This is a genomic window from Streptomyces sp. NPDC038135 (assembly GCF_055601245.1).
The window spans coordinates 215,543-241,330 of record NZ_JBVJXS010000005.1; the positions used below are offsets into that span (position 1 = coordinate 215,543).

The 25,788-nt window shown below is 73.4% G+C and carries 23 protein-coding genes; 9 read left to right on the forward strand and 14 right to left on the reverse strand.

Annotated elements, in window-relative coordinates:
- Positions 1–160 precede the first annotated feature (160 nt).
- Together ACZ7JA_RS15805 and ACZ7JA_RS15810 are read right to left on the reverse strand one after the other, a co-directional pair.
- Positions 161–1,360 (reverse strand): damage-control phosphatase ARMT1 family protein, encoded by a 1,200-nt coding sequence (locus ACZ7JA_RS15805; RefSeq protein ID WP_470808740.1) that lies wholly within the window; start codon positions 1,358–1,360, stop codon positions 161–163.
- 22 nt (positions 1,361–1,382) lie between these two features.
- Positions 1,383–2,030, reverse strand: coding sequence for a ScbR family autoregulator-binding transcription factor (locus ACZ7JA_RS15810; RefSeq protein WP_351665766.1), 648 nt, complete (start codon positions 2,028–2,030; stop codon positions 1,383–1,385).
- A 398-nt stretch (positions 2,031–2,428) separates the two neighbouring features.
- On the opposite strand from ACZ7JA_RS15810, the gene ACZ7JA_RS15815 reads away from it, so the two are divergent.
- Complete coding sequence (locus ACZ7JA_RS15815) at positions 2,429–3,361, forward strand: lytic polysaccharide monooxygenase (RefSeq protein ID WP_470808743.1); 933 nt, start codon at positions 2,429–2,431, stop codon at positions 3,359–3,361.
- 18 nt (positions 3,362–3,379) lie between these two features.
- Here ACZ7JA_RS15815 and ACZ7JA_RS15820 read toward each other — a convergent pair whose 3' ends face one another.
- The gene (locus ACZ7JA_RS15820) at positions 3,380–4,033 is read right to left on the reverse strand and encodes a Tat pathway signal sequence domain protein (RefSeq protein WP_351665770.1); all 654 of its coding nucleotides are present in this window, start codon (positions 4,031–4,033) and stop codon (positions 3,380–3,382) included.
- A gap of 647 nt (positions 4,034–4,680) precedes the next feature.
- On the opposite strand from ACZ7JA_RS15820, the gene ACZ7JA_RS15825 reads away from it, so the two are divergent.
- Positions 4,681–5,361, forward strand: a complete 681-nt coding sequence (locus tag ACZ7JA_RS15825; RefSeq protein WP_351665772.1) for a DUF6230 family protein — start codon at positions 4,681–4,683, stop codon at positions 5,359–5,361.
- Complete coding sequence (locus tag ACZ7JA_RS15830) at positions 5,358–5,792, forward strand: DUF6114 domain-containing protein (RefSeq protein WP_351665774.1); 435 nt, start codon at positions 5,358–5,360, stop codon at positions 5,790–5,792. The genes ACZ7JA_RS15825 and ACZ7JA_RS15830 overlap by 4 nt, the downstream gene beginning before the upstream one ends.
- A 27-nt stretch (positions 5,793–5,819) precedes the next feature.
- On the opposite strand, the gene ACZ7JA_RS15835 is transcribed toward ACZ7JA_RS15830, so the two are convergent.
- From ACZ7JA_RS15835 to ACZ7JA_RS15850, 4 genes are all read right to left on the reverse strand, one after another.
- Complete coding sequence (locus ACZ7JA_RS15835) at positions 5,820–6,779, reverse strand: ABC transporter substrate-binding protein (protein ID WP_450747129.1); 960 nt, start codon at positions 6,777–6,779, stop codon at positions 5,820–5,822.
- 102 nt (positions 6,780–6,881) lie between these two features.
- Positions 6,882–7,550, reverse strand: coding sequence for an ABC transporter permease (locus ACZ7JA_RS15840; RefSeq protein WP_450749633.1), 669 nt, complete (start codon positions 7,548–7,550; stop codon positions 6,882–6,884).
- Positions 7,547–8,200, reverse strand: coding sequence for an ABC transporter permease (locus ACZ7JA_RS15845; protein WP_351665780.1), 654 nt, complete (start codon positions 8,198–8,200; stop codon positions 7,547–7,549). The genes ACZ7JA_RS15840 and ACZ7JA_RS15845 overlap by 4 nt, the downstream gene beginning before the upstream one ends.
- Positions 8,197–9,321, reverse strand: a complete 1,125-nt coding sequence (locus ACZ7JA_RS15850; protein WP_470809005.1) for an ABC transporter ATP-binding protein — start codon at positions 9,319–9,321, stop codon at positions 8,197–8,199. The genes ACZ7JA_RS15845 and ACZ7JA_RS15850 overlap by 4 nt, the downstream gene beginning before the upstream one ends.
- Positions 9,322–9,486: 165 nt before the next feature.
- Between ACZ7JA_RS15850 and ACZ7JA_RS15855 the strand changes: the two genes are divergently transcribed.
- The 4 genes from ACZ7JA_RS15855 to fxsT all read left to right on the forward strand — a co-directional run bounded on the left by ACZ7JA_RS15855 (position 9,487) and on the right by fxsT (position 17,731).
- Positions 9,487–10,617 (forward strand): phosphorylase family protein, encoded by a 1,131-nt coding sequence (locus ACZ7JA_RS15855; protein ID WP_470808748.1) that lies wholly within the window; start codon positions 9,487–9,489, stop codon positions 10,615–10,617.
- 105 nt (positions 10,618–10,722) lie between these two features.
- On the forward strand, positions 10,723–12,213 hold the full coding sequence (locus ACZ7JA_RS15860; RefSeq protein ID WP_470808750.1) for a VMAP-C domain-containing protein: 1,491 nt from the start codon (positions 10,723–10,725) through the stop codon (positions 12,211–12,213).
- The gene (locus ACZ7JA_RS15865) at positions 12,210–13,364 is read left to right on the forward strand and encodes an AAA family ATPase (RefSeq protein ID WP_389448067.1); all 1,155 of its coding nucleotides are present in this window, start codon (positions 12,210–12,212) and stop codon (positions 13,362–13,364) included. The genes ACZ7JA_RS15860 and ACZ7JA_RS15865 overlap by 4 nt, the downstream gene beginning before the upstream one ends.
- Positions 13,361–17,731: an FxSxx-COOH system tetratricopeptide repeat protein gene (gene fxsT / locus ACZ7JA_RS15870; protein WP_450749638.1), complete on the forward strand. Its 4,371-nt coding sequence runs from the start codon at positions 13,361–13,363 to the stop codon at positions 17,729–17,731. Before ACZ7JA_RS15865 ends, fxsT begins: the two co-directional genes overlap by 4 nt.
- 48 nt (positions 17,732–17,779) lie before the next feature.
- Here the strand turns inward: fxsT and ACZ7JA_RS15875 are convergent, their stop codons facing one another.
- The 7 genes from ACZ7JA_RS15875 to ACZ7JA_RS15905 form a co-directional block, all read right to left on the reverse strand.
- Complete coding sequence (locus ACZ7JA_RS15875; RefSeq protein ID WP_470808753.1) at positions 17,780–19,654, reverse strand: HEXXH motif domain-containing protein; 1,875 nt, start codon at positions 19,652–19,654, stop codon at positions 17,780–17,782.
- A 23-nt stretch (positions 19,655–19,677) separates the two neighbouring features.
- A complete protein-coding gene (locus ACZ7JA_RS15880; RefSeq protein ID WP_351666836.1) occupies positions 19,678–19,866 on the reverse strand; it encodes a hypothetical protein in 189 nt (62 codons plus the stop codon).
- Positions 19,867–19,988: 122 nt separating this feature from the next.
- Entirely contained in the window at positions 19,989–20,375 is a 387-nt protein-coding gene (locus ACZ7JA_RS15885) for a SpoIIE family protein phosphatase (protein WP_470808755.1), read from the reverse strand.
- A 182-nt stretch (positions 20,376–20,557) separates the two neighbouring features.
- Complete coding sequence (gene msrB / locus ACZ7JA_RS15890; protein ID WP_351666832.1) at positions 20,558–20,965, reverse strand: peptide-methionine (R)-S-oxide reductase MsrB; 408 nt, start codon at positions 20,963–20,965, stop codon at positions 20,558–20,560.
- 14 nt (positions 20,966–20,979) lie between these two features.
- Positions 20,980–22,371 carry a UDP-N-acetylmuramate--L-alanine ligase gene (gene murC / locus ACZ7JA_RS15895; RefSeq protein WP_389448059.1) on the reverse strand — a complete coding sequence of 464 codons (1,392 nt, stop codon included), beginning with the start codon at positions 22,369–22,371 and terminating at the stop codon, positions 20,980–20,982.
- A 250-nt stretch (positions 22,372–22,621) separates the two neighbouring features.
- Positions 22,622–23,092: an indole-3-glycerol phosphate synthase gene (locus ACZ7JA_RS15900; protein ID WP_351666828.1), complete on the reverse strand. Its 471-nt coding sequence runs from the start codon at positions 23,090–23,092 to the stop codon at positions 22,622–22,624.
- 162 nt (positions 23,093–23,254) lie between these two features.
- Positions 23,255–24,028, reverse strand: coding sequence for a pyrimidine reductase family protein (locus ACZ7JA_RS15905; RefSeq protein WP_351666826.1), 774 nt, complete (start codon positions 24,026–24,028; stop codon positions 23,255–23,257).
- Between the two features lie 37 nt (positions 24,029–24,065).
- Here ACZ7JA_RS15905 and zapE point away from each other — a divergent pair, with 37 nt between their 5' ends.
- Complete coding sequence (gene zapE, locus ACZ7JA_RS15910; RefSeq protein ID WP_351666824.1) at positions 24,066–25,169, forward strand: cell division protein ZapE; 1,104 nt, start codon at positions 24,066–24,068, stop codon at positions 25,167–25,169.
- A gap of 210 nt (positions 25,170–25,379) precedes the next feature.
- Positions 25,380–25,772 carry a hypothetical protein gene (locus tag ACZ7JA_RS15915; protein WP_404026555.1) on the forward strand — a complete coding sequence of 131 codons (393 nt, stop codon included), beginning with the start codon at positions 25,380–25,382 and terminating at the stop codon, positions 25,770–25,772.
- The last annotated feature ends 16 nt before the right edge of the window (positions 25,773–25,788 follow it).

Here is a 25,788-nt window from a genome sequence, read left to right on the forward strand (position 1 = left end):
CGGCGTCCGGTTGGGCCATCCGGGGCGCGGCGCATGATCACACCATCGCGTGAAATGCCATGGAAAAGGGCAAGTGGGGCGGGCGACGGTGCCGTTGACCGCCCGTCGGCGGCGTACGCGCCACCCCGCCCGTCCGCGCTCCCGGCCCCGGGACCGCGCGTCATCGCCCGGACAGGCCGCCCGACGCGTTCACCTGGATCAGCGCGTGGGTGCCCGCGGTGCGCCAGCGCTGTCCCTCGGCGGCGACCAGCGCGGCCTCGGTGTCCGCGGTGAGACCGGTGATCACGTCGGACTTCAGGGTGCGCAGGGCGGCGACCGGGCCGGGGAAGCCGGCGGTCACCTCATGGAAGGACGTGGTCGGCGGCCACTGCCGGTCGCCCACCAGACGCCGGTAGTTGAGGTCGCCCTTGACGATCGTGAGGACGGCCGGGGCGAACTCGGCCCGCAGGTCGTCCGGCAGTTCGGCGAACGGCAGCGGGGCGCCGGAGAAGGGGTGGGCGCGCACCGTGACCCGCCCGTCGGCCATGGCGGCCCAGAGCAGCCGTCCGTACTCCCCCGCAGCTCCGGGCGCCGCGACGATCCGCCGCAGGGCGTCGACCACGTCGGCGGTGGTGGCGTCGGAGACGTAGTAGGGGTACGGCTTGACGTGCAGCACCGCCCGTCCGATCCGGCCGGCGCCGAGCAGGTGGGCGATCAGCAGCAGGTCGGGGACGAGTTCGCGGCCCGCGTTGTCGGCGACCAGGCAGAGCGTGCCCGCGCCGGCTGACGGCAGCAGGGACCACAGGGTCTCGCTGTCGTCGGCGACCAGGGCGGGCACCGGTGCGGCGGCCTCGCCGTCCCCGGCGGAGAGCCGGAAGCCGAGGTCGGCGCGGTTGCCCCAGAGCGAGCCGTGCAGCAGGGCCCGGGCCCGCTCGGGCTCTGGACGGTCGCGGAGCGCGTCGAGCGCGGCCAGCTCCTCGCCGGTCTCCGGGGCGTCGAGTTCGGCGCGTTTGAACGGGCGGAAGGGATCCACGCCCTGCCAGGGGCCGGGGCCGAAGTAGCCGACGGCCTCGAGCAGCAGACGGTAGAAGTAGCTCTCGGACCACAGCCACGGCACGTCGAACCAGGACCGGCCCACCTGGTCGTCCAGGCCCCAGGCACGCCACCGCGGCAGGTCGCCCGCGTCCTCGGGCAGCGGTTGGAGCACGCCGGCGACGCAGCTCTCCAGCAGCCCGTCCAGCGCCCGGTGCTGCCCGGGGCCGTAGGGGAAGGCGTCCCGCACCTGCCGGATGATCGCGGGGTGCCGCTCGGCCAGCACACTGTGCGGGAACGAGCCGGGCTGGTTCGCGAGGAGCACGGGCGCGGCGGGGGTGTCTGGCATGCCCGTCACCGTACCGCGCTGGTCAGCCCGTTCTGATCTCCCGCTCCAGGTGCGTGGCGAGGGTGAGGTAGCGGGGGCGGCGGTGCACCGGCACCACGCCCCGGATCATCAGGTGCCACATCTCGGCCACGCGCCGCGGCAGCCGTCCGACCGGTTCGAGGGAACGGCCGGCGACCCGGGTGCCGATGAAGAAGCAGACGAGGGAGTGCGCCACGACGCCGGCGTCCGTCTCCGGGTGCACGTCGGCCTCCCGGACGGCGCCGGTGAACTTGCGGCCGGCGAACTCAAGCCACTCGTCGAACGGATGCCGCATGGGCGGCCGCACGGGGACGTCCGTGGTGGCGAGGCGCAGACCGGCCCGCGGCACCGGGTCCTCGACGGCGAGCCGGGCGACGGTGAACGTGGTGCGCATCAGCGACTCCAGGGAGGAGTAGCCGCGGCCCTCGACCTCGTCGACGACCTTCTGCGCGGCCCTGGACTGCAGGTCGAGGATGGCGTGGGCGAGGTCCTCCTTGGCGGCGAAGTGGAAGTACAGCGCCCCCTTGGTGACCTTCGCGTGCCCGACGATGTCGCTCAGGCTGGTGCATTCGTAGCCCTGCCGGTCGAACAGGTCGGCGGCGGCCGTGATGATCGTCGCCCGAGTCTGCTCCGCACGTAACTGCCTTGCCATCGGATGCCCCCTCCTCGCGTCTCGACCGAACGGGACACGCGGTTTGTTTTGACCTCACGCACACGATAACTCACCGAGCGGTGACGGGAGTCGGACAGGCGGAACTTTGTCGAGGACAGTTCTCGGCCCGTCGTACGGCTCCCGGACCGGCTTTGCTTTCCGCAAACGGTTTCCATCAGGAAGCCGCTGTTCCGCAGCTTCTGTGGTTTTCGGAAGCCAAGTACCGCCATACGGATCGGCGTTGAGGGGACGTTTCACGCCGCTCGGGCCGCCGGCCCGCCACCGCGCGCGAACGCCCTGGAAAACAGCCGACGCGGTCTGTGCTGAACGCGGCGGACGCGTCCGCCGTACTGGATGCGGCAGACCTCGTTCCCGCGCCCGCCGAGGAGACGTCCCGGATGACTCGGATGACCGCCCGCCTCAGCGTCACCGCCGCGGCCGCGGCGGCCCCGCTCCTGCTGCTGCCCTGGGTGGCGGGGACCGCCATGGCCCACGGCGCCCCCACGGACCCGGTCAGCAGGGTGTACGCCTGCTCGCCCGAGGGCGGGGCCGCGAACCGGACCGCGGCCTGCCGGGCGGCGATCTCCGCGAACGGCGCCCCGTTCACCGCGTGGGACAACCTGCGCGTGGCGGGCGTGGCGGGGCGGGACCGGCAGGTGATCCCGGACGGCAAACTGTGCAGCGGGAACCTGCCCGCCTACCGGGGGCTCGACCTGCCCAGGGCGGACTGGCCGGCGACCCGCCTGATCCCGGGCGGCCGGCTCACCATGACGTACGCCTCCACGATCGCGCACACCGGTACGTTCCGGCTGTACCTCACCCGGCCCGGGTACGACCCGGCGAAGCCGCTGACCTGGTCCGACCTGCCCACCCGCCCCTTCGCGGAGATCAAGGACCCGCCGCTGACGAACGGGGCGTACCACCTGCGGGCCACCCTGCCCGAGGACCGGACGGGGCGTCAGATGCTGTACACGATCTGGCAGAACACCAGCACCCCGGACACCTACTACTCGTGCTCGGACGTGGTGTTCCCGGAGAGGGCCGGCGCGGCGGCGAGCACCCCGGGGACCGCCGGGGCCGCGAAGGCGCCGACGAGCCCCCGGCCCGCTCGGACGCCGGCCGCCCACCCCTCGGCGGCGGCCGCCGCTTCGCCCTCGGCTCGCGCGGGAACGCAGGGCGCCCCGTCGGCCGACGCCGGTGACGGCACGCCGGTGGCCGAGGCGACTCGCGCGGACGCGGGCCCCTCGGCTCCGTTGGTGGCGGGCGGCGCCGCCGCGGTGCTGGCGCTCGTCGCGGGCGCGGTGCTGGTCCCGCGGCTACGGCGGCGCTGAACGCCGCTCAGGTGGCGCTCAGTTGACGTAGACCCGGGCGCCGGCGTCGGTGACGGGGGCGTACTTGGCGGTGAAGTAGCCGTTGGCGAAGCACAGGGACGAGCCGGAGAACTTGGTGAACTGCTGGTTGGTGAAGGTGATGCTGCTGTCGCTGTTGCTCGCCGTGCCGGTCAGGCCCGCCGCCCGGTAGACACAGGTGACGGTGCCGAGCAGGGTGCGCAGCTTGACCGTGGTCTGGATGGTGGAGCCGCTGGGCGGGGAGACGGTGAGGGTGCCGGCGGAGCCGACCGTCGCGGTGTAGGGCAGGTTGTCGATCACGATGCTGCTGACGCCGAGCACGCCGGTGACGTTGCTGGTGCAGCTGCTCGCGTCGAAGCTGTGGCCGGTGACCGACTCGGTGGCCGTGCCGGGGGCGGCCGGGTTGTCGGCGACCGTGGCGGTGAACTGGGAGGTCTTGCAGCTCACGCCGCTGGTGCCGGTCGCGCTGGAGTAGAGGGTGGCGGAGGTGCCGGAGGCCAGCGGCGCGGTCAGGGTGTCGCCGACTCCGGCCGCGGCGCCGCCGGCGCTGCCCGTGGTCAGGACCGCGGTGCCGGCCGCGGAGGACGGGACGGCGGTGGCGACGGTGAGCGCGGTGGCGGCTCCGGCCAGGGCGAGGAGGGTGCGCGTACGCATGCGGGTGCCTCTCTTCGAAGTGGGGGTGACGTGGGGTGAGGTGGGGGGTTGGGGGTGCCGTCGGAAGGGATGGGGCCTGGCGGCGTACCGGGGCGTGACGCCCCTGCCGGTCCGCCGCCGTCGCCGGTCCGTCACGCCTTCTCCGTACGTGACGGACCGGCGACGGCGGCCGATCGGTGAGACCGGCGCAGAGCCGGGAAGAGGCCTGCCGACCGGGCCGGACGGCCGGACCGCAGCGGGGCAGGGCTTGGCAGGGCGCGAAGAGCGTGGTGCGTACCGGGCAGGCGTGCTGCCGGGCGGAGCGGTGAATCGAAAGAGGCCGGGAACGCGGCCGACGCCGCTCGGCGGATCCGGCGCCACGGATCCAGGGGAAACCAGGCAGAGTTTTAGACCTGATGCACCGTCAACGTCAAGACATCACACAGCAGTTGCCGCGTGACCGCACCGTCGACACCCTAATTTCACAACTCCCTTGACCCTTCAAAGTAACCGGCGGTAACTTCCGAGAAGGCTACTGACGCGTAACGAGAAAGCCCTTGCATCCGCCGGGAGTGCGAGGAGGCGTACGCGCGACAGCCCCGTCCGCGCCAGGACAGCGCACCACTGGAGCCCGATCCGTACCGATCCACGCCCATGGGAGCAGACAGATGACCTCGTCACCGGACCCGTCGTCCGCCGGCAGCACCCCCGAGAACGCGGCAAGCGATTCCCCCGGAGCGCCGGACAGCCCCAGACGGGGGCGGGTCCGGGCGCGCAGGGCCGCCGTGATGGCGGTGCCGGCCACCCTGGTCGCCGCCGGCCTCGCGATCCTGACCGCGCAAGGAGCGCTGGGCGTCCAGTTCGCCATCTCCGGCATGCCGTTCGTGGTCACCGCGGACAAGCTGGAGGGCACCGGTTTCGAGCAGTTCGGCGCGCTGGACAACATGATCGAGGACAGCCCGAACCAGGGGGACACGGGCGGCCAGGAGCTGGTCGTCACCTCGGTGGTGAAGGACGGCACCCTGACCAACCTCTGCCAGAGCGTCGACCTCGGCGGCATCCAGCTCGTGCTCACCGCCGGCGGCGGCTCCAAGCCGGTCGCCGTGTCGAACCTGGCCATCGACTCCGACGACATCAAGGGCAACGCCACGTTCAACGGCATCGAGATCGGCCGGGACGCCAGCACCTTCGACAAGGCGGACGTCCAGGGCCCCAAGGGCGTCTACGGGCAGCAGGCCGACAAGGTCGTCATCACCGACCTGTACCAGCACAACTACGCGGCCACCGCCGCCGTGTTCAAGCTGCCGAACCTGCACATGCGGTTCGACTCCGACGGCTGCCCCCGGTGAACCGCTTCCGGCAGTGGAGGGGGCGCCGGCCGTTCGCGGGCGGTCTGCTGCTGGTGCTGGGCGGCGCCGAGATCCTGGTGACCATGAAGGCGCCGCTCCCGGTCATCCTGCACGTCGGCATGCAGGGCCTGGCGGGCTATCTGCTGCCGGCGCTGATGACGATCTGCGGTCTGCTGATCCTCTTCAGCCCGGGCCAGCGGATCTTCTACTCCCTCACCGGGATCCTGCTGTCCCTGGGGAGCTGGCTCACCTCGAACCTGGGCGGCTTCCTGGTCGGCCTGCTGCTCGGCGCCGTCGGGAGCTGCCTCACCTTCGGCTGGCTGCCCGACCAGCCGGCCCGGGTGGGCCGCCGCCTGCGCCGTGCGGAGGCACGGGCGGCGGCGGCCCAGGGCGCCGGCGAACCGGTACGGACGTCCGGGGAACCCGTCTAGGCCTGCCGGGAACCGGGCGTCCGGGGGTCAGCTCAGACCGGCGGACTCCAGCCAGGCCTTGGCCACGTCCAGCGGGTCCTTGTTCTGCGACTGCACCTGGGTGTCCAGGTTCAGCAGGGTCGCCGTGTCCAGCTTGGCGGAGACGGCGTCGAGGGCGTCGACGCCCTTCTGGGAGAGTTCACCCTTGCGGACCAGCGGCTGCACGTTCTCGAACCCGAAGAGGTTCTTCGGGTCCTGCAGGACGACGAACTTCTCCTTGGAGATGGTCGGGTCCGTGGTGAAGATGTCCGCGGCCTGCACGGCGTTCTTCTTCAGCGCGGCCTGGGTGAGCGGGCCGCCCGCGTCCAGCGCCTTGAAGGACTTGAACTGCAGCCCGTAGACGGACTTGAGGCCGACCAGGCCCTGCCGTCGGGTCTGGAACTCCGGCGAGGCGCCGATGGCCAGGTCCTTCGCCACGTCCTTCAGGTCGGCGATCGAGGACTTGTCGGTGAGGCCGTACTTCTTGGCGGTGGCCGCGTTGACCGTGATCGAGTCCTTGTCCTCGGCGGGCGAGGGCTTGAGCAGGGTCAGCTTCGAGTGCAGCTTGGCCTCGATCGCCGAGGTGGTCGCCTCCAGCGTCTTGGGAGCCGCCTTCGGGTCCAGGTAGGCCAGCAGCGCGCCGTTGTACTCCGGCAGGACGGTGACCGAACCGTTCTTGAGCAGACCGTAGGTGGTCTCCCGGCTGCCGATGTTCGGCTTGTAAGTGACCTTGATTCCCTTGGCCTTGAGGGCTTCGCCGTAGATGTCCGCGAGCAGGATGCTCTCGGCGAAGTTGTTGGATCCGACGACGACGCTGTCGCCACTCGCGTTGCTGTCCGTCAGGGGGTTGTCCGCCTTGCCGTCGGAGGAGTTGCATCCCGCCAGCAGCGCCGTCGCCGCCGCGAGGGCGGCGACGGCCGCTCCTCGGTTCCTCCGGATGGACCTGCTGATGCGGTAAGTGGAAGTCACTCACCGATCCAATCCAGCCGGTTCTGACTCAGTCAAGTGATCCCGGGTCACCGATTGGCTTCGATCCGCGACCGGTTGGGGGCGCATCGTGACGGACCCGGCTCAGCCGCTCCTGCGCACCCCCGGCGAGACCGCGATCCGGGACACGGCCCAGAACACCCCCAGGGTGGCCAGCGCCATCGCGACGACCAGGGTGGCGCCGCCGACGACCTTCTCGTAGTCCCGTTGCGCCAGGCCGTCGATGATGTACCGGCCGAGGCCGCCGAAGCTGACGTAGGCGGCGATGGTGGCCGTGGAGACGACCTGGATGGCCGCCGTGCGCAGACCGCTGAGGATCAGCGGGAGCGCGACCGGGAGCTCGACCTGCAGCAGGATCCGGGCCTCCGGCATTCCCATGCCCCGCGCGGCGTCCACCGGCGGCGGGTCGACGGAGCGGACCGCCTCGTAGGAGGTGACGAGGATCGGCGGTACGGCGAGCGCCACCAGCGGGATCATCACCGGCAGCAGGCCGAAGCCGAACCAGGTGAACATCAGCACCAGCAGGCCGAAGGTGGGCAGCGCCCGGCCCGCGGTGGCGATGGACGCCAGCGCGTTGCCGCCGCGCCCGTGGTGGCCGGTCACCAGTCCGATCGGCAGCCCGATCACGGCGGCGATCCCGACGGCCTCCAGGGAGTACAGGATGTGCTCGCCGACCCGGGTGGGGATGCCGTCCTGGCCGTGCCAGTGGGCGCCGTCGCCGAAGAAGGCGTGGGCGAAGTCGAATACGTTCACCGGGTGGCACCCTTCCGCGGCATCCAGGGGGTCAGCAGGGCACGGACCAGGACCAGCGCGGCGTCCACGAGGATGCCCAGCACGGCGGTGGTCAGCACGGAGTTCACCGCGAGCGGCGGCCGGTGGTAGATCTGGGCGTCGTTGAGCAGGTTGCCGAGCGCGCCCTGGTTGCCGATCAGCATGCCGATGCTGACGAGGGAGATGCTCGACACGGCGGCGACCCGCAGGCCCGCGATGATGGCCGGCACCGCGATGGGCAACTGCACCTGGAGGTAGCGCCGTACGGGCCCCAGACCCATGGCGGTGGCGGCGGCCAGCGTCTCCGGCGGCACCGAGCGGACGCCGTCCACGATCGCGGGGACCAGCACCACCAGGCTGTATACCGCCAGCGGGATCATCACCGTGGTCTCGGTCATGCCGGTGTAGTCGATGAGGAGCACGAAGAACGCCAGCGACGGGACGGCGTAGAGCACCGTGGTCACGCCGAACACGGGCGCGTAGAGCCAGCGGAACCGCACGCAGAGCTGGGCGACGGGCAGCGCGACCAGCAACCCGGCCAGCACCGGCAGCAGCGCCTCGCGCAGATGCAGGCCGATCAGGCCGAAGTAGCCGTACTGGAGGTCGCTCGGGATGTCGAAGAAGCCGTTCATCGCCCGGCCTTCTCGCCCAGGCGGTCCTCGGTGTGGGCGGCGCGGATCGCCTCGCCGATGACCTGCTGGGAGACCACGCCGACGGCACGCCCCTCGCCGTCCACCGCCACGGCCCAGCCGGACGGCGACAGCACGGCCCCGTCGAGCGCGGTGCGCAGCGAGTCGGTGCCGGGCCGGAACGGGCGCCCGTACGACAGCAGCCGGTCCCGGTCGATCCGCCCGGCGGTGAGCTCGTCCGGCGCGCCCCAGCCCAGCGGCCTGCCGTCGGCGTCCGTCACGAGGCGGTAGGGGGCCGGGCCGCCGGCGGCCAGCCGCTCGGCGTCGGCGTCGAGCGGGACGACCGGCCCGGTCTGCAGCTCCAGCCCGGCGGAGGTGAAGAAGGACAGCCGGCGGATGCCCCGGTCGGCGCCGAGGAAGTCCTCGACGAACGGGTCGACGGGGGCGCTGAGCAGTTCGGCGGGCGGGGCGAACTGGGCGAGCCTGCCGCCGGTCCGCAGTACGGCGACCGTCGTGCCCAGCTTGATCGCCTCGTCGATGTCGTGGGTGACGAAGACGATGGTCTTGCCCAGTTCGTTCTGGATGCGCAGGAGTTCGTCCTGGAGTCCCTTGCGCACGACCGGGTCGACGGCGGAGAAGGGCTCGTCCATCAGCAGCACCGGTGGGTCGGCGGCGAGGGCCCGGGCCACGCCGACCCGCTGCTGCTGGCCGCCGGAGAGCTGGTACGGGTACCGCTTGGCGAGCGAGGTGTCGAGTCCGACCCGCTCCATCAGCTCCGCCGCCCGGGCCCGCGCCTTCTGCTTGCCCCAGCCGAGCAGGCGGGGCACGGTGGCGATGTTGTCGACGATGGTGCGGTGCTGGAAGAGACCGGCGTTCTGGATGACGTACCCCATCGAGCGGCGCAGGGTGTTGACCGGCTGCTGCCGGATGTCCCGGCCGTCGAGGAGGATGGCGCCCTCGGTGGGCTCGACCATCCGGTTGATCATCCGCAGCGTCGTCGTCTTGCCGCAGCCGGAGGGCCCGACCAGGACGGTGATCGCGCGGTCCGGGATGTCCAGGGAGAGCCGGTCGACGGCCACCGTGCCGTCCGGGTATCGCTTGGTGACTGCGTCGATCCGTATCAAGAGGTTGCGCACCCTTCGGTTCTGGCGAAGTCTCGGCCGTTGCCGGGAGAGTCTAGACGTCGGCCGTCGCGGCACGGCGGTGGACGAGTGCGTGCCTTCCGGACGGTTCCCCTGGTCACGCGGATACCTCACCATGGGGGTCCGGGCACGGGGAGGGGGCGGTCGGTGCGGGCGGAGAGGGTCGACGCGTTCGTGCTGACGGCGATCGAATGCGAGTACCTGGCCGTCGTCGGTCATCTGGAACCCGGCCGCGACCGGCGCACGGCCGACGGCGCGGTCCACGAGACCGGCCACTTCGCCGGGCACCACGGCCGGCTCACCGTCGGCGTCCAACTCACCGGGCAGGGAAACGAGTTGGCGGCGGTGCTGGCCGAACGGGCGATCGCCCGGCTGCGTCCCCGGGTCCTGCTCCTGGTGGGGGTCGCGGGCGGCCGCAAGGACGCGCGGCTCGGGGACGTGGTCGTGGCGGACACCGTGTACGGCTACGAGAGCGGCCGGGACGAGCGGGGCGTCTTCCGGCCCCGGGTCAAGTCCTGGCCGTCCGCCTTCGCCCTGGTGCAGCGGGCCCGGCTGGTCGCGGCCGACCGGCGCTGGCAGGGCCGTATCGCGCCGCCGCCCGCGGAGACGCCGGCCGCGTACGTCGGCGCCCTGGCCGCCGGTTCGAAGGTCGTCGCGCACGCCGAGTCCGCGTCCGGCAGGCTGCTCGCCGAGGTCGCCGGCGACGCGCTGGCCGTGGAGACGGAGGGGCTGGGTCTGCTCACGGCGGCCCGGACCAACCCCCGGGTGCAGGCCCTCGTCGTCCGGGGCGTGTCCGATCTGCTGGGCGACAAGGACGCGGCCCACGACACCCACTGGCAGCCGGTCGCCGCCCGCCACGCGGCGGCGTTCGCCTTCGAGCTGCTGGCCTCGCTGGAGGCCGCGGGCGCCCCGGACAGCGTGGACGCCCCGGGCGTCCCGGGCTCTCCGGACACCCCGGGCGTCCCGCCGCGGTCGGCGCGAACGCCCCGGGGCGCGGCCCTGTCCACCCGGCAACTGGGTGAACTGACGACGCTGCTGCTGGACGTGCCCGGCATCGGCGCACCCGCCGCCTGGCAGCAGCTCCTGGACGCCCTGCCCGGCATCGGCGTCCTCACCAGCCGCCAGCACAGCGTCCGCCTGGAGGCGCTGTCGCTGCTGCGGACCTGCGAATCGATGCGGGGGTGGGAGCCGCTGATGGAGGCGCTGGACGCGCTGTGGCCCGGGACCCCGGCGGTCGAGGAGGTGCGGATCTATTTGATGGCTCGTCAACTTATCTGAGTGACAAGCGTGTTGACGAAAATGAACAGTTGCCGGGCGTTCACCGGAACCGCTTGGCCCGGGCCGAGGGCTGTGGAAGAGTGCACGGCCACGAAGGGATGAGAGATGACTGCCTACGGGGGCGGCGGTCTCGGACTCGTACGGGAGTTTGCGGAAGCCTTGGGCAGGTGTGCGAGCTTACAGGAGCGCGGTTCCAGGGCGCTGTGCCTGCGGCTCATGGCCAAGGAGCTGGGCGCGCCCGCTCCGGTCCGGGAGTACGACGTGGCGCACTACTTCCTCCTGGAGCTCGCCTCGGTGTGCCTGGAGAACCCGAGGACCATGCGGGCGCTGCTGGAGGCGCTCCGGGCGTTCGGCGAGGACGTCGACGAGATCCGGGCGCTCACCGACGACCTGCTCGCCGACCCCGCGCTGCCGGTCGACGAGGTCCTGTCGCTGCGGCCGCTGCTCGACGGGCTCGCGCCGCCCAATCTGCCCGCCCTGTGCCGCAGGGCGGTCGCCGATCTGCGGCCGGTTCCCCCCTACCCCGACGCCTGGAGCGCCTTCGAGGGACTGAGCCGGCTCAACGCCCGCCCGGACGGGCTGCCTCCCACCCTGGCCTTCGTCGAGTACGTGGCCGCCGAGGCGCCGCACGACCGCAGCTTCACGCTGCGGGCCTGGAACGACGCCCAGGCGCAGGCCCTGTCCCTGCTGACCGAGCTGCGCAGCCTGCGGCAGCAGGCCGCCTACGCGTCCAGCCCCGAGCCGGGCAACGCCTATCTGGTGGTGCGGCTGCTGCGCCGGGAGGAACCGGGGCGCTATCTGCTCACCTCCTGGCGCCACTACGACCCGGACGCCCCGGACTCCTGGCGTCCGCGTCAGGAGGGAAGCGTGGAGGTGACGGCGGCCGAGGCGGAACGCGAGGTCGAGCGGCTGGTGTTCGCGGCCGACGAGGACTGGGCCCGGGACGCCGACCGCATCCACGTGGAGTTCCTGCTGGGCACGGACGACCTCAACCTGCCGGTGCACCGCTTCCGCACCGAACTGGACAGCGATCCGGTGTCGTACCTGAGCGTCGGGTACTGCGTCGTCGTGCGCAGCCTGCAGCGCAGCCGGACACCTCGCTGGTACCGGCCCTGGCGGCAGCGCTGGGCGGCCGTCCGGGACACCCCCGAGCTGGTCCGCCCGCTGGTGGTGGGCGGACGGCGGGCCGAGGACCCGCGGCCCGGGGACGTCTCCGCTCTCGACGCCCGGCTGAAGGGGGACAGGTCGGTCGGCTGCCTCGTGCTGTCCCGGCCGCCGGAGGGCGGCGGCGAGGGGGCGCAGGAAGCACTCGTCGCCCTGAGGTGCGGGGTTCCCGCCCTCCTCTGGGATTCACGGGAGACACGTGACCTGAGCACACCGCCCGACGTTGTTCAGTCCGACAACGCGTTGCTCCGCGACCTTTCAGGCCTCCGCGAGGCCGTGACAGAATTGCGAACCGAAGCCCACGGGGGTTCCTTGAACGGCCGCGACGATCATCCGGGGCACCATCTGGTACTCCTGTGGGACGACCCGACGAGGCCGGTCGAGAGCCCTCAGCCGTTGACGGGACCGGACCAGGGGGTGGACGGTCGATGACCGGCGCTGCCCAATTCGAGGGGAACGGCACGGGGGCGGGTTCCGCGCGCCTTCCGCGGCCGTGGTGGATCTACCGGGGCACCGGCCTGCCGCTGCACGACATCGAGCTGGCCGACGTACTGCCCGCCGCCCCGCCCTGGCGGACGTTCACGGGTTCCTCCGCCTCCGCGGACGGGGAGGGGACCGGCGGGGCGCCGGCGTCGGTGGAGCCGCCCGCGCCGCCGCAGGACGAGGCCGAGCTGCGGCGCAGACTGGGGGCGACCCGCGAGGGCATGGTGGCCGACCCCACCGAGGTCGACCTGGTGAACGCGGCGCTGATCCTGCGCCGTCCGCTGCTGGTCACCGGCCGCCCCGGCACGGGCAAGTCGTCGCTGGCCTACCGGATCAGCCGCGAGCTGGGGCTGGGACGGGTGCTGCGCTGGCCCGTCACCTCCCGGACCACCCTCTCCTCCGGTCTGTACCGCTACGACGCCGTGGGCCGGATCCACGCGGCGGCCACGTCGGACTCCCGGCCCACGGCCGCCGACGGCGCACCGTCCGGCGACGGTGGGGCGCCGTCGTCCGACATCGGCGCGTTCCTCGAACTCGGTCCGCTCGGCACGGCGTTGCTGCCCCACGCGCTTCCCCGGGTGCTGCTCGTCGACGAGTTCGACAAGAGCGACATGGACCTGCCGAACGACCTGCTCGACGTCTTCGAGGCGGGCGAGTTCACCATTCCCGAGCTGGCCCGGCTGCGCGGCCACCGGCCGGTGGTGGAGGTGCGGTCCGACGACCCCGACCGCACGGTCCTGATCCGGGACGGCCGGGTCCGCTGCCGGGAGTTCCCGCTCGTCGTCGTCACCAGCAACGACGAACGGGAGTTCCCGCCCGCCTTCCTGCGCCGCTGTCTGCATCTGCACGTCAGGGAGCCCGAGCGGGACCGGCTGGCCGACATCGTGGCCGCGCACCTCGGGTCGCGGGACGACGATCCGCGGGTCGCCGAGCTCATCCGCCTGTTCGCCGAGCGCAGCGCGCAGGAGAACGGCCTGGCCACCGACCAGTTGCTCAACTCCATCTGGCTCGCGACGTCCGGCGCCTACTCCCGTGGCGCCGACTGGGAGGCACTGCTGCGGGCCGTCTGGCACCGGCTCGACGGCGTGAGAGAGCCGTGACGCGAGACGACGGCACCGAACCGGTCCCCGCGGACCCCGGATCGTTCGGCGCCTCGTGGTCCGAGATCGCCGACGCGCTGGTCCTGCTGGCCGTCGGGGCGGGCGAGGGCACCGGCGAGCGGGCGGCGGACCGCCCTCCGCCCCGGCCCGAGCCGGAGGCGGCCGAACCTCCGCCGGCCGACGCCCAGGGGGCGGAGGAGGACCACGGCGCCCCGCCGTCCCCCGCGCCGCCCGAGCAGGACGCCCGGGGCGAGACGGATCCGCGGGCGTACGCCCCGGACCCGGACGGCGCCGCGCGGGCCGACGCGCTGCTCGGCGCCCCGGCCGGGCCGGCGCCGGACGGCGCCCCGTCCGCCGGCGGTCCGCACGCGCCGGTGCACCGGGCGGCCTGGCCCGCGATCCGGTCCCGTGAGCTGGCCCGGGCGTTACGCCCCTTCAAGCGGGCCACCGCGTCGGCCACGCGGACCGAGCTGGACGAGGAGGCGACCGCGGACTCCACGGCGCTCAGCCTCCGCTGGATCCCGCAGTTCCGGCCGCTGCGCGAGCGGTGGATGGACGCCGTGCTGGTCGCCGACGTCAGTTCGTCGATGACCGTGTGGCGGCGCACGGTGGCCGACTTCGAGCAGGTCCTGCGGCACACCGGCGCGTTCCGCGACATCCGGGTGCACACCCTCGACGGGGACCGGCTGGCGGAGTCCGAACCGCCCTGGCGCGTCGGGCGTTCGCCGCTGACCGTGCGGCCGCCCGACCGGGGGCGCCAGGTGGTGTTCCTGGTGACCGACGGCGTCGGGCCCGGCTGGCGCGGCGGACGGGCGGCCCGGCTGCTCGCGGAGTGGGCCCGGCACGCCTCGGTGGCCGTGGTGAACGTGCTGGGCGAGGCCGTGTGGCACCGCACCGGGCTGCCCGCCCACCTGGCCCGGGTCCGCGTCCCGGGGCCCGGCGCGCCCAACAGCACCTGGCAGGTGCGCGGCGGCACGGACACGGCGGTCGTCCCGGTGCTGGAACTGGCCCCGGCGTGGCTCGGCCGCTGGGCCCGGCTGGCCACGGGGCTGGCGGCCGGCGCGCACGACGTGTGGGTGACCTCCCCCGGCGCCGGCCGCCACCCGGACCCGGAGGCGGCGGCGGAGCCGCCGCGGGACCCGATGGAGCGGGTGTCGCGGTTCCGGGCCGACGCGAGCCCGGCGGCCTGGGAACTGGCCGCGCGCCTGGCCGCGATCCCGCTCAACATCCCCACCATGGAGCACGTCCTCCGGGCCGGCGGAACGCGCTCCGGACCCGGCGAACTGGCCGAGGTCATGCTGGGCGGCCTGCTGCGCAGGGTCGGCGCCGACCCGCTCGACGAGCTGGACGTCGCCTACGAATTCCACGACGGCGTGCGCGAGTTGATGCTTTCGGCGGCCGGGTCCCGGGACGAGACGCGTTATCTGCTGCGCAGCACCCTGGAGCGGCTGGGCCGCAAGTGGCAGCCGCTGCGGGAGCTCGGGGCGCTGCTGGACGACCCGCGGGCCGCTCCGGGCGACCTGCCGTTACCCGAACGGCTCATCCCGTACGCCCACGTTCAGGTGAAGGTGACCAGGGCACTGAGCGGCCCCTATCTGGAATCCTCGCGCGTGCTCCGAAGCCGCTTGGAGCAGTCCACTTCCGCTCTTCCGGCCCAGACCGACCAGTCTGAGGTGATAAACGTGACCAATAGCCGTAATTCGGGCACGGATCGACCCCAAGCCGGAGCGGCGAGCGATCGCACGGCGGACGCGCCGCCGACCGACATACGCGACTTACCCGACGCACCCGATGATTCGATAAAAGGAGCACCAGTGTCAGTCCCCCTCGTCCGGAGCGCGCCGCCGACGGAGGAGCGCCGGGCCGGAGATCCCGCCGTGTGGAACGTCCAGCCCCGGAACCCGAGTTTCACCGGGCGGGCGAGGGAACTCGCGGCGCTCCACCAGAGACTGACCACGGAGGGCGCGACCGCCGTGCTGCCCGAGGCGCTGCACGGCCTGGGCGGGGTCGGGAAGACGCAGATCGCCATCGAGTACGTGCACCAGCACGCGTCGGAGTACGACGTCATCTGGTGGATCTCCGCCGAGCGCCCGGAGCAGATCCGCCAGTCGCTCACCCAGCTGGGCGCGGCCCTCGGCCTGGAGACGGGCGGCGAGCAGGAGATCACCATCGCGACGGTGCTCTCCGCGCTGGCCTCCGGCCGCCCCTACCGCCGTTGGATGCTGGTCTTCGACAACGCCGAGGACCCCGAGGCGGTGCGGCGCTTCTTCCCCGCCCAGAACACCGGCCGGATCCTGGTGACCTCGCGCAACGCCCAGTGGGGCCGCATCGCGCGGACGGTCGACATCGACGTGTTCACCACCGAGGAGAGCATCGAGCTGCTCGCCCGGCGCGGCCCGGAACTCCAGCCGGAGCAGGCGGCCCGGATCGCCCAGGCCCTGGGCAATCTGCCGCTCGCCCTGGAGCAGGCCGCCGCCTGGCTGTCGGAGACCGGGATGCCGGTCGACGAGTACCTGCACATCTTCGAGGACGAACGCGCCGACCTCGACTCCCAGCGCAGCGAACTGCTCGCCGCCGGGGTCCCGGTGGACTACCCGGAGCCGGTCGCCGCCGCCTGGAACATGTCCCTCGGCCGGCTGGCCGAACGGCACCCCGGAGCCCATCAGCTCCTGCAGGTCTGCTCGTTCTTCGCTCCCGAGCCCATCCCCCGCCGGATCTTCGTGGGCGTGCGCGGCGTGGAGCTGCCCGCCGAGCTGACCCAGGTGCTGCGCAGCCCGGTCAGGCTGGGCGAGGCGCTCCGGGAGATCAACCGGTACTCCCTCATCAAGATCAACCACCGGGACAGCACCATCCAGATGCACCGCCTGGTGCGGGCCGTGCTGGTGGGCCGCATGTCCCCGCAGGAGCAGGCCGACATGCGGCACGCGGCCCACATCCTGCTGGCCAACGCCGACCCGCTGGACGTGGCGGCCGGCAACTGGCCCCGGTACGCCGAACTGCTCGTCCACGCCCGGTTCTCCCGCGCCCTGGACTGCGACGACGGCTGGGTGCGCGACATGGTGGTCAACCTCATCCGCTACCTGTACCGCTCGGGCGACCACCTCACCTGCGCCGAGTACGGCCGCGAGGTGGTCGAGACCTGGAACGGCCGGCGCGGCGAGGCCGATCTGCAGACGCTCAACGTCGCCGGCACCCTCGGCCACACGCTGCGCGCCCTGGGCCACTTCCGGGAGGCCTCGGAACTCAACGACCGAAGCCTGCGGCTGCTGCGGGAGAGCGTCGGCGAGGACCACCCCGACACCCTCGCCGCGATCGGCGCGGTCTCCCAGAGCACCCAGGTCAGGGGCGACTTCGACGCCTCGGTGAAGCTGGAGGAGGACCGCTGGCGCCGGGCCGTGCGGGTCTTCGAGGACGGCGACCCGACGCTGCTGGCCGCCGCCAACGACTACGCCCTCGCCCTCCGGCTGGTCGGCCGGTACACCCGGGCGCTGGACATCGACACCCAGGCCCGGGACGCGGCCAACCGCTCCCTGGGCTACGACGCCCTGCTGACCCTGCTCATCACCAGCAACCTCTCGATCGACGTTCGGGAGTCCGGGGACTACCTGCGCAGCCGGGAGATGCAGGAGGAGACCCTGCAGCGAGTCCGGCACGTCATCAAGGACCGCTCCGCCCCGGTCAGCCTGATCGCCGCCCGTACCCTGGCCGTCGCCCGCCGCAAGGCCGGCGACCACGCCGGCGCGCTGGAACTGAACGAGGAGACCCTGCGCCTGTACCGCGGCAAGTTCGGCGAGCGGAACCTCAACGTCGCGGCCACCGTCCTCAACCTCTCCATGGACCTGCGCCAGAACGCCGACCTCGACCGCGCCCGCGCGGTGGGCGTCCAGTGCCTGAACACCCTGCGCGACCTGCTGGGCCCCCGCCACCCCTACGCCCTCGCCGCCGCCGCCGACCTGTCGGTGACCCGGCGGCTGATCGGCGAGGTGGACGAGGCGCTCGCCGAGGACAAGGACACCTACGCGGCGCACTGCGCGGCGCTCGGCGAGGAGCACCCCGCCTCCCTGGGCATCGCCATCAACCTCGCCAGCGACCACTACGCCCTCGCCGACTACACCGAGGCCCTCGCGATCGACGAACGCACCCTCCCCCAGTGCCAGGCCCGGCTGAGCGACGACCACCCGGCCACCCTCGCCTGCTCGATGAACCTCTCGCTCGACCTGCGCGCACTCGGCCGCGCCGAGGAGGCCCAGCGCCTGCACACCGCCACGCTGGAGCGCTACCGCTCCGTCCTCGGCAACAGCCACCCCGCCACCGTGGGCTGCGCCCGCGGCATGCGCGCGGACTGCGACGTCGAGGTCCACCGCTGACCCGCCCCGCCGGGCCGCCGCCCGGCGGGGCCCGGCCGGCCCGTCCGGTCAGACGGGCCGGCCGGTGAGGTCCGCCGCCCGCGCGATGCGGGCGGCGACGGTCTCCGGGGTCTCGGGGCGGCCCCGGCGCAGCAGTTCGCGGTGCACGCCGGCCACCAGTTCGGGGCGGTGCAGCAGGGCGTCGCGGGACGGGCCCGCGGGGAGGCTGAGGGCCAGACCGGCCCAGGCGACCGGGTCGCCGGGGTGCTCGGCCACCTGCCGGCGGTAGCCGGTGAGGGCCCGGCCGCGGTCGCCGGCGGCCCAGGCGTGGTCCGTGTCCGAGGCCCCGACGGCCGCCGGGTCCGCGCGCAGCCGTGCGAAGCGCTCCGGGTCGCGGACGCGGATGCGCACCAGCCGGGTCCGGATCTCCGCCGCGACCGGCGCTGTACGCGGGCGGGCGCCGGGGAGGAGGCGCGGTGGCGGCGCGCCGTCGGCGACCGTGTCGGCCCAGGCCTCGATCTGCCCGGACTCGCACTGCAGTTGGGAGAGCCGGAAGACGATCCGGTGGTCGTCGCGGGCCTCCTGGGCGGCCGAGGCAGCCGCCGCGGGCACGGGTTCCTTCAGCAGGGCGGTGAGGGACTCCTCGACGCCGCGCAGGAAGTGCTCACCGGCCGCGGTGAGGTCCGCCCCGGCCCAGAGGGTGCGCAGCCCCTCCTCGACCTGTCCCCGGCGCAGCGCGAACTCCAGGTCGGCCGACGCGCGTTCGGGGTCCGTGAGGCCGGGCCGCTCGCGGACGGTCTGCCAGAAGGTGGCCACGCCCAGGAAGGCGTAGACCCCGTGCAGCATCCCGCGCAGCGGCCTGGGGTCGGCGCGCCAGGGCGCGTAGTGGGTCTCCTCGAGACCGCCGCGCAGCAGTGCGGTCATGTCCATCAGCGCGCTGAGTTTGCTGTGCTGCGCCTCGTGGACCAGGGCCACGGCCAGCTCGGCCGGTGTGGCCGGTTTCGTCATCAGCACTCCCCCGTACGCCTCGGGGTCGCTGCCGCTGAAGACGTCGGCGGGGCTGCGGTCGGGCAGGGGGGTGATGGCGAGCAGACAGGCCGCGATCCCCTCGGGGTCGATGCGGCGCTGTCCGGCGACCAGGGGCCAGGCGGCCTCGAAGAGGCTCTGCCAGTGGGCCGCCTCCGCGTCGTCGAGCCGTTCGACGGGCAGGCGGCGCAGGAAGTGCCGCCACGGGTCCAGGTCGTCCAGCAGCGGCGCGGCGCGCGGCCCGGCGCCGGGCGACCCCAGACGCCGCAGCGCCCACCAGCCGGGGGCGTCCCGGGTGAGGTCGCCGGGTAACGGGACGGTGCCCGAGGAGCAGCGCACACCGGCGCCCCCCGCGTCCCGGTAGGCCACGGCGACGGGTTCGGCGGGGGTCCGGTCGAACCTCGCGCAGCCCAGGGACGGGAACATCACGGCGTCGTCCGTGAGCGGGACGGGAGTACGGAAGGGCACGCCGGCTCCGAGGGCCGCCGCCGCGGCGACGCAGTGCACGTGCCCGGCGTCCCGCAGGGCCGCGCGCGGGCGGTCCCGGTCGGCCTCGGCGCGCAGGCCCCGCAGGGTGCGCGCCAGCCAGCTGCCCACGCTCGGGTGGAGCAGGACGGCCTCCACGGCCGCCGGGTCGGCCGTCTCGGCCCTGGCCAGCAGGTCCCAGGCCGCCTGCGCCGGGGGCAGCGTCCCGGGTTCCGGGCCGTGCCCGTCCACGGCCTCCACCAGTACCCGCAGCAGCACCAGCCGGCGGCTGCGCTGGGCCGAACGGAGGGCGGCGACGGCGTCCCGGCCGCCGCCGCCCCGAGCGAGTCGCAGGAAGTGCCCGGACTTCAGCCGGTGCCGTGCCCCGGCGGGGTGCGGGCCCGGACCGGACCCGTTCTCTCCGTCGCGGGAGGTGGGTCCTCCGTCCAACATGGCTCTCCTCACCATGGACCGGTTCAGGACATGGCAGCTTCACTGCAGTTGGCGTTCGACGCGTCGCCCAGCGTCGGCGGATCGTCGACGCGTTCGAGCAGGCGCCGCGCCTCCGTGGTCAGACCCGCGGACTCCAGGGAGCCGACTGCCGCCAACGGCACTTCCGAGAGATCCACCAACTCGGTCTCGACATCGGGTGCCGACAGATCCACGGCTCGTCCCCCTTTTGACGACAGCACACCCGTCCCCTTTCATGGTTGCTCAATCGATCGGGTTGCGGAAGATGGCCGCCCGCCGGGAGCACCACAAATGGCCATCCTGGGCGGGCCTCCGGTCAGCTCGACGCCCTTGTCCCGTACGGCGGTTCACCGGGCGGGCGGCGCGGGTGCGGCCGGGCCGCGAGGACGGCGACGTCGTCCTCCGCGTGCCGGGCGTCCAGTCCGGTCAGGACGGTGTCCAGTACGGCCTCGATGTCCTGGCCGGCCGGGAAGCGCAGGCCGGCCAGACGGGCCAGGGAGCGGTCGATGTCCTCGCCGCGGCGTTCCACGAGGCCGTCGGTGAACAGCAGCAGCGTCTGCCCGGGGGCGGCCGGGTGGGTGACCGACTCGTATCCGCCGAGGCCGGTGCCGAGCGGCGGCCCGACCGGCACCGGCAGCAGTGCCGCCGCGCCGTCCGGGCCGATCAGCAGGGGCGGCAGATGACCGGCGCCGGCCAGCCACACGCCCAGAATCTCAAACCGGGATGTTCCGGCCAGCCGGCACCCGGCCCCCCGGCGATCCGGCGCGACAGGACTGGCACCGACGGCGACCCCGAGCCGCCGAAGCACCCCGCCGCGTCGTGCGCCGCAGGGCAGCGGAACCCGCCCGCACCCGGCCGGGTGCGGGCGCGGCCGGCCGGGGCCGGTCAGTCCTCGTCCGGCGCCAGCCGCAGCGACACGCTGTTGATGCAGTACCGCTGGTCGGTCGGGGTCGGATACCCCTCGCCCTCGAAGACATGGCCGAGGTGGGAGCCGCAGCGGGCGCAGCGCACCTCGGTGCGGACCATGCCGTGGGAGCGGTCCTCGATCAGCTCGACGGCGTCGCTGTCCTTGGGGTCGTAGAAGGACGGCCAGCCGCAGTGCGACGCGAACTTGGTGTCCGAGGTGAACAGTTCGGCGCCGCAGGCGCGGCAGGAGTAGACGCCCTTGGTCTTGGTGTCGGTGTACTCACCGGTGAAGGCCGGCTCGGTGCCGGCCTGGCGCAGCACGCGGTACTCGGCCGGTGTCAGCTCCGCCCGCCACTGCTCGTCCGGCTTCTCGACGCTGTACGACATGAGCCTCAGCCCCTTCACTGCTGCGACAGGCGGTCCAGGATCTTCGGGCCCAGGTCGGTCACGTCGCCCGCGCCCATGGTGAGAACGAGATCACCGGGCTTCGCCATTCCCGCGATCACCGCGGGGATCTCCGCCTTGTCGTGCACGGCGGTGACGTCGGCGCCGGCCGCGCGCGCGGCCTCGATGATCAGCTCGCTGGTCACGCCGGGGATCGGGTCCTCGCGGGCCGGGTAGATGTCCAGCACGACCGAGGCGTCGGCGAGCGTCAGCGACTGGCCCATCTCCTTGCCCAGCTCCTGGGTGCGGGAGAACAGGTGCGGCTGGAAGACGACGAGGATGCGCGCGTCGCCGGCGGCGGCGCGCATCGCCTCCAGGTCGGCGGTCATCTCGGTGGGGTGGTGCGCGTAGGAGTCGATGACCTGCACCCCGGACGCCTCGCCCTTGAGCTGCAGCCGGCGCTTGACGCCGGTGTACGCGGCGAGCGCGGAGGCGAGGTCGGCGGCAGGTACGCCGAGCGCGGCGCCCGCGGCGAGGGCGGCGACGGCGTTGAGGGCGTAGTGCCGGCCGGGGACGGAGACGGTGAAGGTCAGTTCCTGCCCGTCGAGCACCGCGGTCACCCGGCTCCGCAGTCCCTGCGGGACGATGGAGAGCACCCGCACGTCGGCGTCCTCGGCCTCGCCGTAGGTCACGCACCTCACCGTGCCGGCCAGCCGCCGGGTGAGTTCGCGGGCGCCCTCGTGGTCGGCGGAGATCACCAGCGTGCCGCCGGGCACGATGCGGCCGGCGAAGGTCTCGAAGGACTCGTAGATCTCGTCCATCGAGGCGTAGTTGGCGTGGTGGTCCAGCTCGACGTTGAGGACGATGGCGACCTCGGGCGCGTACTTGTGGAAGCTGCGGTCCGACTCGTCGGCCTCGGCGACGAAGATGTCGCCCTCGCCGTGCAGCGCGTTGGAGCCCGGGGCGTCCAGGTCGCCGCCGATGGCGTACGACGGCCGCAGGCCCAGCTCGCCCAGGGAGACGGCCAGCATGGACGTGGTGGTGGTCTTGCCGTGGGTGCCGGCCACGGCGATCGGCCGCAGCCCCTCCATCAGCGCGGCGAGCGCGTCGGAGCGGTGCACCACCGGGATGCCCAGCTCGGCGGCGCGCAGCAGCTCCGGGTTGTCCGCGCGGATCGCGGACGAGACCACGACACAGCTCGCGTCGTCGGCGAGGTGCCCGGCGGCGTGGCCGATGTGCACGGTCGCGCCGAGGGCGCGCAGCGCCTCGGCGGTCGCCGACTCCTTGGCGTCGCTGCCGGCCACCTCGGCGCCGCGCTGGGCGAGGATCTTGGCGATCCCCGACATCCCGGCGCCGCCGATGCCGATGAAGTGCGGTCGGTCCATGGCGGCAGGAAGTCCGGGTGCCATGCGCGTTTCTCCCAAGATCCGGTACGGGCTGAGCGTGCCTAGCCTATGCGCTCGCGCCCGGCCGCCCGCGCAGGCGGGCAGGACCCCAGCGCCGGACCCGGCCGCCGCCGGGCCGGTCCTCGCCCTGCGTGCGGGTCAGTCCTCGCCGTGCGCGAGGGTCGGTCCTCGCCGTGCGCGAGGGTCGGTCCTCGCCGTGCGCGAGGGTCGGTCCTCGCCGTGCGCGAGGGTCGGTCCTCGCCGTGCGCGAGGGTCAGTCCTCGCCGTGCGCGAAGAGCTTCAGCACCGGCACGCCCACCTTGTGCCGGGCCCGGGAGGCCCAGTCGCGGTGGAAGAACTCCTCCACGTAGTGCGGAGCGGTCAGCACGATCACCTCGTCCGCGCCCACCTCGCCGACGAGGCTCTTGAGCGCGTCCAGCGGATGGTCCTCGACGAGCCGTCCCTGCGCCGCGCTGCCCGCGGCGCGCAGCGCCCGCAGGGAGACCGCCAGCGCCTTCTCGGCGGGCTCCTTCGCCGCCTCGCCCTCCGGCGTCCTGCCCTCGCGGACGGCGTCGTCCAGTTCGCCGAGCGCGATGTCGTCGATGGCCCGCAGCAGGCGGTCCTGGTCTCCGCGCGGCTGGAGAAGCACGTGGAACGAGACCGGCTCGTCCCCGTGCAGGGTGGTGACGAACTCCACGTCGACCGACGACAAGGCCTTCTCGATCATCAGAACGCTAGTGAACACCCGGCGCCTCTCTCCTCCCGTGGGCCCTGCAGGGCCCTGCGGAAACCATCCTGCCCCGTGATCGCACCGCTAGACCGGACTTGGGGGCTGTCCGGCGGATCACACCGGTCGGCCCCGGTCCGCCCGCCCGGGAGCGGAACGGAACGGTGCGTTCCGTCGCGTTCAGGACCGGGCGTACCGGCTGAAGAGAAATCCCTCCTCCTCCAGCAGGGACACCAGGCCGAAGCGGCGCGGGACGGCGACGGACGGCCCCCCGGTGATGCGCTGCGCGTCACCGGCGGTGAGCATCGGCGAGACGGTCAGGCACAGCTCGTCCAGGACCCCGGCGGCCACCAGCTGGCCGAGCAGCCGGGGGCCGCCCTCGGTGAGCAGCCGGGTGTACCCGAGGCCGGCGAGGGCGTTCACCGCGCGGGCGGGCTCGACGCCCATGCCCTCACCGGCGACGACCACCCGGGCGCCGGCCTTCTCCGCGGCGGCGACCCGGTCGGGGGCCGCGGCGGCGCCGGTGAGGATGAGGGTCGGCACCAGGGGCGAGGTGAACAGCGGCAGGGAGAAGTCCAGCTCCAGGCCGGCGGTGACCACGGCGATCGCCGGGGCCGGACCCTGGCCCGCGGCCTGCCGGGCCGCCGCGAACTCGGCACGCGCGCGTGCCGGGCGGTAACCCTCCTGCCGTACCGTCTCCGCGCCGACCACGATCACGTCGGCGAGCGCGCGCAGGGTGCCGAAGACGCGCATGTCGGCCGCGCTGGAGATGGGCTGGGAGCGGCCCTCGTGCTGGGCGGCGCCGTCGAGGGTGGAGACCATGTTGGCGCGCAGCCACGGCGCCGGGGCGCCGGGGGCGGGCTCCGGATAGGCGTAGGCGGCGGCCAGCTCGGCGAGGCTCCACTCCCGGGCCTGGTCTGGTGTTTCGTCGGTCACAGGGAACAGGCGTCGCATGTCGTGCAGTGTGACACGGCGCTTAGCATGGGTAACCGTGTCGTCCTCCACCGCAGCCCATGGCTCCAGCCCCCTGACCGACGCGGGCCCGCTCTCCCTCGCCGCCCGCGAGCCGCACGTCCCCGCGGACCGGCTGGTCGCCGAGATGGTGCCGCCGCCGCGCTTCGACTCGGTGCGCTTCGCCACCTACATCCCGGACCCGAACCAGCCCAGCCAGACCGAGGCCGTGCGGGTGCTGGAGGGCTTCGCGGCCGGGCTCGGCGGCGCGCACGCCACGGGCGCCGGCAAGCGGGGCTTCCTCGGTCTCGGCCGGGCGAAGGCGCCGAAGACCCCGGCGGGCCCCCGCGGGGTCTACCTGGACGGCGGCTACGGCGTCGGCAAGACCCATCTGCTCGCCTCCCTGTGGCACGCCACCCCGGCCGAGCCCGCGCTGAAGGCGTTCGGCACCTTCGTGGAGCTGACCAACCTGGTCGGCGCCCTCGGCTTCCAGCAGACGGTGCAGACGCTCAGCAACCACCGGCTGCTGTGCATCGACGAGTTCGAGCTGGACGACCCGGGCGACACCGTGCTGGTCTCCACGCTGCTCGGCCGGCTGGTCGAGGCGGGCGTCGCGCTCGCCGCCACCTCCAACACGCTGCCCGGCAAGCTCGGCGAGGGCCGGTTCGCCGCCGCGGACTTCCTGCGCGAGATCCAGGGCCTGTCCGCCCATTTCCGCGCCCTGCGGATCGACGGCGAGGACTACCGGCACCGGGGTCTGCCCGAGGCGCCGGCGCCGTTCACCGACGAGCAGGTGACGAAGGCCGCGTACGCCACGCCCGGCGCCTCGCTGGACGACTTCCCGCACCTGCTGGAGCACCTGGCGAAGGTGCACCCGAGCCGGTACGGCGCGCTGACGGACGGGCTGAGCGCGGTGTGCCTCACCGACGTGGCGCCGGTGCCGGACCAGTCGACGGCGCTGCGCCTTGTGGTGCTGGCGGACCGGCTGTACGACCGTGAGGTCCCGGTACTGGCCTCGGGGCTGCCGTTCGACCGGCTGTTCAGCGAGGAGATGCTGAACGGCGGCTACCGCAAGAAGTACTTCCGCGCGATATCCCGGCTCACCGCGCTGGCCCGGGACGCCAGGGGCCTCGTCACCCCGTAGCCCGTCGCCCCACGGCCGCCCGATATGCGATCGGGCGGCGGCCGGTCAAGAGCCGGTTCACGCCATCGGACCCGCTTTTTTCACGCTCTCTTGCGCACTCAACACCCGGTTGACCCTGCAAAGGACTCCGCGGGGCTAACGTGTTTCTTGACCATCCGTTGACCAATGGTTGGCACGCGCAAGAGGTGTGAACTTCCGGAGGGGGGCCGCATGTTCCGAGGCAGGACAGCCCGGACCACCCTCACCTTCCTCACCGCCGCCCTGCTCGCGCTCCAGTTCTTCACATCCGCGGGAACCTTCGCAGCCGCGCACACCGTCGGTGAGGCACAGGCCAACGCCTGGACCGGAATGACGTCCTCCGCGCAGCGGCCGGCCGAGCAGGCGGACCCGTTCCGCGAGCCGGGCCGCCCGAAGGAACCCACCGGCACCCCGCACACCCGGGACCGGCACCGCGCGCCCGCCGCCGGGTGCGCGCGGGAGCACCCGCTCATACCCCGGCGGACGGCCGCCCCGCGGTCACCGGCCCCGGCCGGTGACCCGCACCGCACCACGAGATCCTCCGGAGCCCACTCCCCCGCGGCACTTCAGGTCTTCCGCCGCTGAGGAGAGCCGGCTCGTC